This is a genomic window from Candidatus Arcticimaribacter forsetii (genome assembly GCF_910589745.1).
Lineage (GTDB): Bacteria > Bacteroidota > Bacteroidia > Flavobacteriales > Flavobacteriaceae > Arcticimaribacter > Arcticimaribacter forsetii.
Window position 1 is genome coordinate 94,332 of sequence record NZ_OU342399.1, and the last position, 12,373, is coordinate 106,704.

Genomic DNA, 12,373 nt, shown 5'->3' on the forward strand with positions numbered 1-12,373 from the left:
TATGGAAACGGAGATTGTCGGGTTCTACGATAAAGACACCGGGGAGTTGGATTTTGACTGGGATGATCTAAAAACCTATGAGGCGGTAAACCGAGCTTCGGAGCCACAGTTGTTAATTATTCACGAGCTGTTCCGAACAAAATATGCACGCAATGCAAAAACACGCGGGATTTATCGGCGGTATCTTACGTTTATAAAAAGAGCAGCAGGAATGTCTTAGCGTCGCTGATTGCGGCTTCGTCCTCCGGAACGACCGGAATTGTTTCCGGAACGGTTGAAGTTTCCTTTGTTTCGGTTGTTTCCTTTTTTCTTAACGGGTTCTGGCTTGATGTTTGGATCCGGTTCAAACCCTTCTTTTTCCTCTGAAGGAATGCGAATACCTACTAATTTTTCGATGTCACGGAGGTAGGCTTTTTCATCGATACAAACCAATGAAATGGCTTCTCCTTTTGCTCCGGCTCTTCCGGTTCTTCCGATTCGGTGAACGTAGTCTTCTGGAATGTTTGGAAGCTCGAAATTAATTACGTGGGGGAGTAAAGGAATGTCCAAACCTCGGGCTGCAATATCCGTAGCTACTAACACCTCAACGCTTCCGTCTTTAAATCCAGCTAGGGCTTTGGTTCGGGCGCCTTGGCTTTTGTTTCCATGAATGGCTGCTGCTTCGATTTTTGCTTTCAGCATTCTTTTGGTTAGGTTGTTTGCTCCGTGTTTTGTGCGGGTAAACACCAATACTTGTGACCAGTTTCCTTCTTTGATTAACTTGATAATCAGTTCTGTTTTTCTGGCTTTATCCACTTTATACACTCGTTGAATAATTGCATCTACCGTTGAGTTTTCTGGGGTTGCTTCTACTAAAACAGGTTGATGTAAAATTCCTTGTGCGAGTGCTTTTATCTCTTTCGAAAAGGTAGCTGAAAACAATAGGTTCTGTCTTTTTTTTGGCAAAAAGCCCATTATTTTATTAATGTCCCGTTGGAATCCCATGTCGAGCATTCGGTCGGCTTCGTCGAGGACTAAAATTTCTACATGCTGTAGGGACAATACTTTTTGGTTGTGTAAGTCTAACAAACGCCCTGGGGTTGCAATTAGAACATCAACTCCTTTTCGGAGGGTTGCAATCTGTGGGTTTTGGTTTACACCGCCAAAAATAACAGAAGATCGGATGTCTATGTGGGTGCTGTATTCTTTTACGTTTTCGTATATCTGAGCGGCTAATTCTCGAGTGGGTGTAAGCACTAAAGCGCGAACTTTGCGGTGTCCAGATTTTTGTTTTTTCGATAAAATATCAAGAAGAGGCAGGGTAAAACCAGCGGTTTTTCCAGTTCCTGTTTGGGCAGATGCTAATACATCTTTTCCTTTAAGGACTTGTGGGATTGCTTTTTCTTGAATTGGGGACGGCTGTGTATAGCCTTTTTCTTCTATTGCTTTTAAAAGCGATGGCGCGAGGCCGAGATCAGTAAATTTCATAAAGGGGGGAGCTTGTTTTCTTGCTCCTAAGGGTACAAAGATACAATATCTTTATTGGGTGTTGGTTTTGATCGTTATTGGTCTGTTTTGACCAACTCGATTCGGTCGTCTAACAACACAATTAATTTGCGTTTGTAAAGAAAACCTACTGCTTTTTTAAACGCTTTCTTGCTCATTTTAAGTTCGCGTTTTATACTTTCTGGAGAACTTTTGTCGGTTAGCATGATACTGCCTCGCTCTTTTAGAACTTCCATAATGCTGTCGCAATCTACGTCGATTACGTTTAAAAACCCTTGCGGGCGAAGCGATACATCAATTTTTCCGTCTTCACGAATGTTTTTAATATAACCTCTTACTTCAGCATAACGAGTTAGGGGTTGGAAGACTTCATTTCGAAATAATAATCCTTCGAATTCATCGTCAATCATAACAACATACCCAAGGTCTGTAGCTCTTTGGATGGTTAATTGTACTCGATCTCCGATTTCGTATTCCATTGTTTAACTCAATATTTGAGAGCGCAAGGTAGTTAATTTTAAAAGGAGACTTGCTGTGGTTGGACTTACTTTTTTTGGAAGAGCCTCTGAATAACCTCAAAAGCAGCTTCCGCCATTCGGTTTCCTTTGTTGTCTAAAAGTGGGTTTACTTCGGTTACTTCTAGTCCGGTTACTTTGTTTGAAGTCATGATATGCTCGATGATTGCTACTACCTCATCAACATCAAATCCTTTTGAAACTGGGGTTCCCGTTCCTTTAGAAATTAAATCACAGTCCAAACTATCTACATCGAACGAGATATAAATTTCGTCTACCTCTTTTAGTTTTTCAAGGGCTTCGTTTACACAAACTGTAAGTCCACGGTGACGGACTTCGTGTACCCTATAATTTTTAATACCGTTGTGTTCCATTACAAGATCTTCGGGTTCCTCGGTATCTCGAACCCCAAAGAAAATTAAATGTTCTGGTTTTACTTTGGGTTGGTCTCCCCCTACTTTTTTAAGCTGATCCCAGAGCTCATGGGTTTTTTCGTTTACTTTGTTAATAGCGAGTTTCTCGTTATTAAATCCTAGCGCTGCGGCTAAAGGCATTCCGTGAACATTTCCAGAGGGAGAACTTAAAGGGGCGTGCAAATCGGCATGAGCATCGATCCATATTACCCCACGGGTTTTGTTTGGTGCTGCTTTTTGAAATCCTGCTAAGGTTCCAAAAGCAGAGGAATGGTCGCCTGAGATAACCAAAGGGAAGTAGTCTTCTTCCAAAACGCCACTGACGGCTTTACAAACACGTTCGCATTGTTCTAAAACAAAACCAATTCGGTGTTCTGTTTTTAGAAATTTTTTGTTGTAAATGGTTTCATTGTGGGTGGGTACATCGACATAGGGATGTACATTAAAGAAATCATTTTTTTGGTTGATTGCAGCAATCTCAATAGCATCAACACCAAGATCGGAACCCCGAGTTCCGGCGCCAATATCCGATCTGTTTTTAATTATTTTTATAGGCTTCATGCTTTTAAGTTTACGCTTGTTTTCTTCTTTTTAGTTCTGTTTTTATCAACTCTATTTCTCGTGTGGTCTGGTTTGCAACGGAGGTGTTTTCTTCGGCACGACGAATTAAATAGGGAATTACTTTATTAACCGGTCCAAAAGGTAGGTATTTAACCACATTATATCCTTTGTTTGAGAGGTTATATGAAATGTTATCGCTCATTTTGAATAAGTGAGCGAAGCATACCCGCGGATGATTTTCAGGTATTCCTGTATTCTTCATTTGTTTCAATGCTTTTAGGGTACTGGCTTCGTTGTGGCTTCCAATAAAAACAGCTGCATGGTCTAAATGCCCCAAAAGTAACTCCAGACCCTTGTCGAAATTAATATCTGTAGCCTCTTTAGACGGGCACAATGGATTAGGAACATTATGTTCTAAAGATCGGTTTGTTTCTTTTTCTAAATACGCTCCACGAACTAGTTTAATCCCAATTTGGTAGCCTGCTTTTCTTGAACTTTCTATTAACTTTTTTAAATAGGGAAGACGTTCTTTTAGATACAATTGTACGGTTGCATAAACCACCACTTGATCTTGGTTGTAGGTAGCCATCATTTCTTCTAGAAGATCGTCAAGAGCAGGTTGTATCCAGCTTTCTTCAGCATCGATTAAAAGTTTAAGATTGCGTTCTATTGCTTTTTCACAGCTCAGGTGAAAACGTTGTTTTACTCGTTTCCACGCTTCAACTTCGTCTGAGGTTAGGGGTTCTTTTCGACTTACTTTTTCGAAGAGTTTGGTGGAACCATATCCCGTAGGTTTAAACACTGCGAAAGAAGAACCTAATTCAGGACTTGAGGCTTCTATGGTTCGAAGGATTTCTTCTAGGGTACGGTCGAAACCAGCTTCCAAATTAATTCCTTCGATCGAATAGTTTAGGCAACTGTCGATGTTGTCTGCGTTTAATTTTTGAACGACTGCTTGAGATTCTTCCAAAGTAGTCCCTCCGCAAAAATGATCGAACATGGTGCGACGCATCAAAAAATTGATGGGAAGTCTAAGCGTTAAAAGAAACTTGATGACGGCAATTCCTGCTTTGTTTAAAAACGAAGAGGAAATTAGTTTTAAGAGTAGCAGACTCTTTTTTAATTCTGCATCCGAGCGGGAGGCAAAAGCAATTTTTGTGTTTTCAAAAAGACCATTCATAACAACTAAGCTTCCATGTAAGGGTAGCGATAATCTGTTGGGGGATCTAAGGTTTCTTTTACAAGTTGAGGAGAAACCCAACGGAGTAAGTTCTGGCTTGATCCAGCCTTGTCATTTGTTCCAGATGCTCTGGCTCCACCAAAAGGTTGTTGTCCTACTACAGCACCACTTGGTTTGTCGTTAATATAAAAGTTACCGGCGCTGTTTTCTAGAGCCAAGCGTGCTTCTTCTATTACTAAACGATCTTTTGCTAAAATGGCTCCTGTTAAGGCATATTCGGAAGTAGCGTCTACTAGTTTAAGTGTTTCGCTCCACTGCTCATCTTCATAAATATAAACCGTTACAATAGGTCCAAAAAGCTCGCGCTCCATGGTATCGTAATTTGGGTTTGTAGTTACTAAAACTGTTGGTTCAATAAAATATCCTTTCGAGTCGTCGTACGTTCCTCCTACTAAAACCTCAACATCAGAATCTTTCTTTGCTTGATCGATTGCAGCTGCAAGACGATCAAAAGCACCTTTATGTATTACGGCTGTCATGAAGTTTGTTAGGTCTCTCGGAGATCCTAGGGTAATGGTGTTTATGTCTGAAACAATTCGGTCTAGAATTGCTTTAGAAGTTGACTTTGGAAGATATACCCTTGAGGTTGCAGAGCATTTTTGCCCCTGGAATTCAAATGCTCCTCGAACAATTGCAGTTGCTACTTCTTCAACATTTGCGGTGTTGTGAGCCACGATATAATCTTTACCTCCTGTTTCTCCAACAATTCTTGGATAGGTCTTATATAAGTTAATGTTATTTCCAATTTTTTGCCAAATATTCTTAAAGATACTGGTAGATCCGGTAAAGTGGATTCCTGCAAAATCAGGGTTTTTAAGAACGGTATTAGTTACCATTTCTGGATCTCCGTTAATCATATTTATAACCCCTTTTGGAAGTCCTGCTTCTTCAAAAACATCCATGATTATTTTAGCCGAAAACATCTGATGGTCACTTGGTTTCCATACAATTGTATTTCCCATTAAAGCGGGAGCAGCACAAAGATTCCCTGCAATTGCAGTAAAATTAAATGGACTAACAGCATAGATAAATCCTTCCAAAGGGCGGTAATGCACATGGTTCCAAACGCCACTCGAAGAAACGGGCTGGTCTTGATATATTTTTTCTGCAAAGCTGACATTGAATCTCAAAAAGTCGATGAACTCACAGGCTGCATCTATTTCTGCTTGATGCGCTGTTTTGGACTGCGCAATCATAGTAGCTGCATTAATTTTATAACGGTAAGGACCTGAAATAAGATCGGCTGCTTTAAGAAAAACAGCTGCTCGAGCCGCAAAAGGCATTGCTGCCCAGGTAGTTCTTGCTTCCAATGCTGCAGCAATAGCTTGTTCTACATGTTGCTCTGATGCCAAACTGTAGGTTCCCATGCTGTGTTTGTGATCGTGTGGAGGATGCATTGTATTGGTTTCAGAAGAATTGACTTCTGCACCCCCAATTTTCATTGCAATGTGTATTTTTTCAGAATAAAGAGCATCATAAGTTGCTTTAATGGCGGCTCGTTCTGGCGTATTTGATCCGTAAGACTTTACAGGTTCATTAATAGGCTGAGGCGATTTTAAAAAACTATTTGACATGGCTATTTATTTAATCTGATTGATAATTTCTATTCCAAATGTACATATAAAAACAAATACAAAAAGATGGTTTTTAACTAAATTTAAATCCGGAAATTCAAGCTTGTAATCTTAGACAAACGGAAAGAAAATTGGAGTCTTTTTTTTGTACTGAATATAGTCTTCATCGTTCCCCCATTTTTTATCAGAACTAGCTTCTAAAAGATTAACACCACTTACTCGGGTGAGTAATAAATAGGTAAATACTGGCGATATCAAAGCAATATATTGTAACCCTGAAAGTGATGGAATCGCAATAATTGCAATTCCTGTCCATAACAAAACTTCACCCACATAATTTGGATGTCTCGATATAGACCATATTCCAGAGTAAATGAACTTGCCTTTGTTCTTTGGATTTTGGTTGAATTTAGATTTCTGGGTGTCGGCAATAACCTCTACAACGAATCCAAAAAGCCAAAGAGCAGCTCCTCCAATTAAAAATAAGTCGGCTGATTTAGATTCCGATGCAATTGCTGTAATTGCAGGTAAAGTACACATAAAAACCCAAAACCCTTGAAGCGTCCAAGCCAACATGAAACGAGTGAAATTTGTTTTAATCTTGTCGAAACGTCGGTCCTTTCCAACTTTTTTAACACGCAAAAACAAGAAGGAACTTAAACGGGCTGCCCAGATTAAAATTAGAGATCCTAAAACAATTGAACGCAAATCGAGTTCGCCCATAAGATTCTTTTGATAAATGGTATAAACCACCACCGATATATAGGTAATCCCACCGGTTAAGTCATAATAATGCTCTGTTTTGAGCGCATAAGAAATAAGAAAAACAACCAATTGAATTGCGTAAATAAGGATTAATACATGAAATCCGATGGAAGCTGCTTCCGATGAAATAAGGTCTTGTGTTGTTGCAAAATTTAATGCTATGCTGATTAAAAGGACTGCGCTTATTGCAACTATACGTTGGATCATGTCTTTCATAGGAACCTGTTTTTTATCAAATATAAGCTATTGTTTTTAAGTAATTAGTTTTCATTTTTTCTGAAATAACTGATGCATTATTTCGTCATGCCCCCTAAAAAAGAGAGGGAGTATAAGATTTAACAATATTTATTTAATATATTTATGTATTGCGAATTGCAATTAAAATATATTCTAACGATTAACTAAAACTAAATTTATGAGAAAATTAATTATCGCATTCCTTCTATTCAGTGGATTTATTTTCGCTCAAGGACCAAATAGTACCGGAAAAATCCGTTATGACAAAAAAGCAGAATTGATTAAACAGTTACATGATGACTATGCAAACAACAACTTTGAATTATTTGAAACTATTCTAGCAGACGATGCTACTATTTATTTGGGATCTACTCAAAAATATACGAAGAAACAGTTGATTGAAGGATTTAAGTCACACCATGTTTTATATAAAAACATAAGTTGGGGATGGTTAAATACGGAGACGGCTACCTATAAAAGTGGTGATAAATGGACCATGTCGTGGGGCTTGTGGAAGGGTGAAGGAAACTATACTGGAACTGCGAACGAAATTCCTGGCCATTATGCGTACAAATGGGAGGGAGATAAAATCGTAACTGCGATGTATTTTTACGACCCTACTAGTTTGAATACTGAGGTAAGTGCTATGACAAATAGTTCTATAGATTATGGCTATGAAGCTGTGTATTCTAGTAGTTGGAAAATAGGGAATCCTGCAAACTCTAAAATAGTACTTGACATTCAAAAAGCAGCGGAGACTAATAACTTTGACCAGGCACTAAGTTTAATTCATCCTGACATTATTATTAATAATGCAGATGGTAGCACGATGGCTGGAATTGAGGTGTTCAAATCTGCATTTGAAGGTTATATGAAAGAAAATAAATTTAAAATAAATCCAATGGCATGGATGTCCGTTGTAAACGAAAACGGAGAAGAATGGGTTCTTTTATGGACTGAAGAAACAATAACCGCTTCGGATGGTTCTATTTCTTCATACTACGCGCATGAAGGATTTAAAATTGTTGATGGTAAAGTAATTCAAGTCAATCAGTTTCACCAGCCTAAATTAAAGTAATAGTTTAATTAATAAAAAACCCTGTCAATGGATTGACAGGGTTTTTTTATTCCGTAAAACTAAGGCTACTGTTTAGGCACCGTACTGTCTATAATCTTCATTAAAGGACGCATAGTCCAAGATATATTTGTGATTTTATCCATGGGTAATCCCGAGACGACTCCTCCGCCAGACAAATGAATCATTGCATTTGTTAGGGTATCATAAAAGTCATAAGTCATCATCGTAGCAACATCTTTTCCTTGAGGAGTAATCTTAGTTGCAACTCCAAAACCAATCATCCCATTATCGTTCATTTCTTTTTTGAAATGTGGTAAAACGTATTTTCTCAATTCTTTTACATGAGTGTCTACTTTGTCACTTTCAGTAAAATTTAAGATTACAAAAGAAGCAGCACCTGTCGCTGGAAGTTCAATGGCTTGTTTATAAATAAATCTTCTCCCCATTTGAAGTTCACCAAATCCGCTGTATAACACCGAACTATCGACACCCAATACCTCTTTAGAATTAGACCACCAACCGGGTCCACTGGTTGCAGATTCAATATCTTTATATACGTTTACCCACATATAATTGAATCCGTCTGGTTCAGGGTTTGTGTGCTGTAGTAATGCCCAAGTTTGAAGTTCCCCGCTATCTACAGCAGCTTGAGCTGTTTTTTTACTGTAGTTTAGTTCAACGTTCAAAAAGTGTTCATTAACATCGGCAGGTACTTTTACCGGGTGAAAAATAATGATTTGTGCTGATACTGCTATTGAGGTCAGCATTGTAAATACGAGTAATAAATTTTTCATAAGAATAGTTGTTAGATTACGATTGTGGAATTCCTTTTCCGTCTTTATTTGGAGCCCATGAACTATGCATGATTTTCCATCCTTGATTTGTGTTAACCCACACAGAAGAACCTCTTGTACTATAAGCTACTTCTTCTTTAGTGTCTTTAAAAACATAGCTTCCGTCGCCATAAAAAGTAAGAACTGCAGTTTTCATATCTGGAGAGAAATTAACCTGCATGTCGTTCATGTCAAATCTGTTCCAAGTAATTGCAGGTTCTACATCAAAAGAAGCTTTACTAAAAGTATAGAAAGGAGAAAGGTTAGAGTCTCCTGTAATGTGATTAATTTCGGGATGCTCAAACTTTGAGAAAGTCTCATAATTTTGATTGGTAATTGCATCCTGTGCCTCTCTTTGTTTTTTCATTAACTCTTTAGAAAGGTCTTCTTTGTTGATTTTTGAGAAATAAATTTGAGCATTTTGACTGTAAGGAGAAGCAAAAGTAGCAAAGTCAATTGCTTTTAGTTCTAGCTCTAAAGCTTTCTCAAAATCACCAAGAGAAGCATAATGTTCTGCCATAGAATCATATGAATTTGGACCGTCGTGCATTTGCTGAGACTTCTTAACATAGTTCATCGCCTTTTCTTGATCCGGTTCTCCATAGTCTCCCCTCAAGTAAGCATAAGACATCATATTATATGCGGCGGATGACTGTTGCGGAAATTTTTCGGCAAAGCTTTTATAAGTCATCATGTCCCTGGGGTTGGTTCCTAATAAGTTTATAATCGGACTGTTTGGATGTTTTTCAATGGCTGCTTTTGCAGCAGCTGGTCGATCAGCCCAAGGAGTCATTAAAAAACCATACCATGCTTTTTCTTCAGCGCTTAATTCAGTATAGTTAATTGCTTCAAGTTTCGCTTTTTGGCTCCCCCAATCTGGATTTGGAGAACTAATAGCTGCTAAGGTTAATTGTGCACATCCACAGTCAGGGTCTAGTAACAAAGCTGCTTTTGCCATTCCCATTGCGGACAAATATTCTAGATTAGCCATCGACTCGATTGCTGCATTTGAAATTTTAGCTGCACTTTTTTTACAGGATGTTTTTTCGAACCATTGAGCAGATAAAATACCTGAACTCAAAAGAAAAATAAAGAGTAGTTTTTTCATAATATAGTGTTTTAATTTACTCAAACTTAACAAAATTAATTGTAAATCGCAATCTATATAGGGTTGCAATTGACAATTAATTTTAGTTTATATTTAGTTTTAATTATTAGTAACTATATTATTTTTATAACAGATGAAAAATTTAAAAATTGGTCTCGTAAAACTTCCTGTCGCCTCTATTACCCTATTTTTTTTCTGTTGCTTAATTGCAGCTTATATTCACCCTGGAACTGAAAAAGAAATCATTAGTTTTAAATCAGATCGATACTCTTTTACACATAATTTTTTATCCGAATTGGGAAGTTTTAAAACCAATACAGACGAAACTAATCCCTTGATTATTCAAAAAGACAACACGCCTTCAATGCTGCTTTTTAATGGAAGTTTAATTTTGATCGGAGCTACACTAATGTTTTTTTACATTCAATTTAAAAAGGTTTTTGAAATCATAGAAGATACACTGAGGGCAAAGAAATTGGCTTCGATTACAAAACCTGTTGGGGTTTTATCAGGTATTCTATACGCTGGAGTTGGGTTTGTGCCTCACGATTTACATTTTGAAGCTCATGTGTTTTTTGCAAACAGTGCTTTTCTAGTTCTTTTTATTCTCTGTGTTTTACACAGTTTAACCATTTACAACTCTAGATTCATAAGTAACTTTTATGCAGTAGGATATTTATTGTTTTGTGTGGTGCTTTTTATTTATTTGAGGATTATCTTTTTTGGCCCTCAAATAGGTCCCGGTAAAGTCTTTACAGAAAATGAACTCATGCTTCAGGTTATTGCTCAAAAATCAATTGTATTGACTTTTATGGGCTCTATATTAGTTCAAGTTTACGGTTTTAATCGTTTACTTAATTCCCTACAAAAATTGAATAATAAGGTTTAAATTGTATTTTAAAATTTATATTTGAGTGTCCTTTTCATTTGAATGAATTGTTTACCACTACTATAATTATGTTTAAAAAAAGCTGTTTTTATTTAAGCTCAATCCTAATTTTCTTTTTCTTAGGACCTATGGTTTTTGGTCAGTTATCTCCCATAACTGGGACTTCAATTTCTGATGACAATGTAAAAATAAACATTACTTTTGACCAAGAAATATACTCTAATTCATCTTGTAGTACATTGACTTGTATTGAAGTAAATGACTTCAGTTTAAGTCTTAGTGGAGGTTCTGCAACTCTAGCCTCTACAACTCCAATAACGATTACAAAATTGGGGAATTTTAATTTTAATGTCAATTGGGAATCCGGGGAGCCAAATAATGCGGGAGGGGAAGATTATGCGCATCATTGGCCCAGTGGTCTGATAAACGATTATCCTAATAACCAAATTTTGGATGGTGTCTTAGAAGTTATTAGTTCTGCATCTCCTACAATCAGTGGCTATACTTATTTTGCAACTTGGCCCGAAGGTTCAGACTGTGCACACTCTTATTATAGAGCAAATACAGCTAAAAGTTGGACTGATTCTAAAGCTGATGCTACCGCAGCAGGGATTGCTTTAGGAATAGGAGCAGATTTATTAGTTTATAATTCACAAGAAGAATATGATTATTTAGTCAATAACCACCAAGCTAGTGTTGGAAGTACTTGGATTGGATTAAGACAATATCCAGACGCTGTAGACTACAGCGAGCCGACTGGAGGTTGGTACTGGGATGATGGAACTCCTGTAGATAATAGCGCTGCTCCCTTAACATATCAAATAACTATTGCATTGAATGGGACTCCTAATGGTGATGAAGTAGTAACTGTTAACCCAGTTACAGCCCCTTTTTCCATTTTTAATTGCGCAGGTGTCTCTGCAATTAGTCAAACGAATAGAGCTAATATTGTAGGGCTAAATGACATGGTAGCCCCTTATATTGTAAGTACGGAAATGTCTGATGACAACTCTAGTGTACGGGTTGTATTCAACGAGCCTATATTTACAGACGGAACTAATCCTATTCTAAATACAGACTTTACCTTAAGCATCGATCAAAACGGAAGTGCCGCTAATTTAAACTCTGTAAATCCAACTTCAATTGCTGTTTATGGTCGTGTTATTGACCTGAATCTTCCCATGAATGGATTACCAATTACAGGAAGAGAGGTGCTGACAATACTTCCTTCAGTAGGAAGTGTCTTAGATGCTGCTAGTAATGTTGCTTCCTCGACTCAAACAAACAATGTTGTAAACTTTAACCCGCCGAAAACAGGACCTGTTTATTTGAGTAATATTTACAAGACATCGGTTGTTTCTGGAACTATTACTATTGCTGAAGAAGGGTTTCTTTGTAATGAAATTCAGGCTAATAATTATAATCAAGCCTATCATGACGGTATTATTATAGAGCCTCAAATTGGAAATTATATTATTTATAACATACGATATTCTTATCCTTCTCAGCTCGTGGAGGGTTCTGACTTTGCCTATTTTCATTTAAGAGGATTTGATCAAATACTGGAAGTCCAAAAATCGAATGGGCTTATTGTTGGTAAATATTCTTGTAATTGATTAAAATTTCAGTGAACCTCGTTTAGATCTGAATTAACTGCTTTGTTTGTTTAGGGTAA

At 37.4% G+C, this 12,373-nt stretch carries 11 protein-coding genes; 3 read left to right on the forward strand and 8 right to left on the reverse strand.

Going from position 1 to position 12,373, the window contains the following annotated elements; genetic code table 11:
* Positions 1-216: 216 nt before the first annotated feature.
* From NG655_RS00445 to NG655_RS00470, 6 genes are all read right to left on the reverse strand, one after another.
* Entirely contained in the window at positions 217-1,467 is a 1,251-nt protein-coding gene (locus tag NG655_RS00445) for a DEAD/DEAH box helicase (RefSeq protein WP_252157381.1), read from the reverse strand.
* A gap of 74 nt (positions 1,468-1,541) precedes the next feature.
* On the reverse strand, positions 1,542-1,964 hold the full coding sequence (locus tag NG655_RS09425; protein ID WP_272876330.1) for a S1 RNA-binding domain-containing protein: 423 nt from the start codon (positions 1,962-1,964) through the stop codon (positions 1,542-1,544).
* Positions 1,965-2,029: 65 nt separating this feature from the next.
* Positions 2,030-2,974 (reverse strand): arginase, encoded by a 945-nt coding sequence (locus NG655_RS00455; protein ID WP_252157382.1) that lies wholly within the window; start codon positions 2,972-2,974, stop codon positions 2,030-2,032.
* A gap of 10 nt (positions 2,975-2,984) precedes the next feature.
* A complete protein-coding gene (locus NG655_RS00460) occupies positions 2,985-4,154 on the reverse strand; it encodes a proline dehydrogenase family protein (protein ID WP_252157383.1) in 1,170 nt (389 codons plus the stop codon).
* 5 nt (positions 4,155-4,159) lie between these two features.
* Positions 4,160-5,788: an L-glutamate gamma-semialdehyde dehydrogenase gene (gene pruA, locus NG655_RS00465; RefSeq protein WP_252157384.1), complete on the reverse strand. Its 1,629-nt coding sequence runs from the start codon at positions 5,786-5,788 to the stop codon at positions 4,160-4,162.
* A 111-nt stretch (positions 5,789-5,899) separates the two neighbouring features.
* On the reverse strand, positions 5,900-6,769 hold the full coding sequence (locus tag NG655_RS00470; protein WP_252157385.1) for a DUF1295 domain-containing protein: 870 nt from the start codon (positions 6,767-6,769) through the stop codon (positions 5,900-5,902).
* A 199-nt stretch (positions 6,770-6,968) separates the two neighbouring features.
* On the opposite strand from NG655_RS00470, the gene NG655_RS00475 reads away from it, so the two are divergent.
* A complete protein-coding gene (locus NG655_RS00475) occupies positions 6,969-7,868 on the forward strand; it encodes a nuclear transport factor 2 family protein (RefSeq protein WP_252157386.1) in 900 nt (299 codons plus the stop codon).
* 65 nt (positions 7,869-7,933) lie between these two features.
* Here the strand turns inward: NG655_RS00475 and NG655_RS00480 are convergent, their stop codons facing one another.
* Complete coding sequence (locus NG655_RS00480; RefSeq protein WP_252157387.1) at positions 7,934-8,662, reverse strand: hypothetical protein; 729 nt, start codon at positions 8,660-8,662, stop codon at positions 7,934-7,936.
* 16 nt (positions 8,663-8,678) lie between these two features.
* Positions 8,679-9,809 (reverse strand): nuclear transport factor 2 family protein, encoded by a 1,131-nt coding sequence (locus NG655_RS00485; protein WP_252157388.1) that lies wholly within the window; start codon positions 9,807-9,809, stop codon positions 8,679-8,681.
* Positions 9,810-9,942: 133 nt separating this feature from the next.
* Here NG655_RS00485 and NG655_RS00490 point away from each other — a divergent pair, with 133 nt between their 5' ends.
* The gene (locus NG655_RS00490) at positions 9,943-10,698 is read left to right on the forward strand and encodes a hypothetical protein (RefSeq protein WP_252157389.1); all 756 of its coding nucleotides are present in this window, start codon (positions 9,943-9,945) and stop codon (positions 10,696-10,698) included.
* Positions 10,699-10,766: 68 nt separating this feature from the next.
* Complete coding sequence (locus tag NG655_RS00495; protein ID WP_252157390.1) at positions 10,767-12,314, forward strand: C-type lectin-like domain-containing protein; 1,548 nt, start codon at positions 10,767-10,769, stop codon at positions 12,312-12,314.
* The last annotated feature ends 59 nt before the right edge of the window (positions 12,315-12,373 follow it).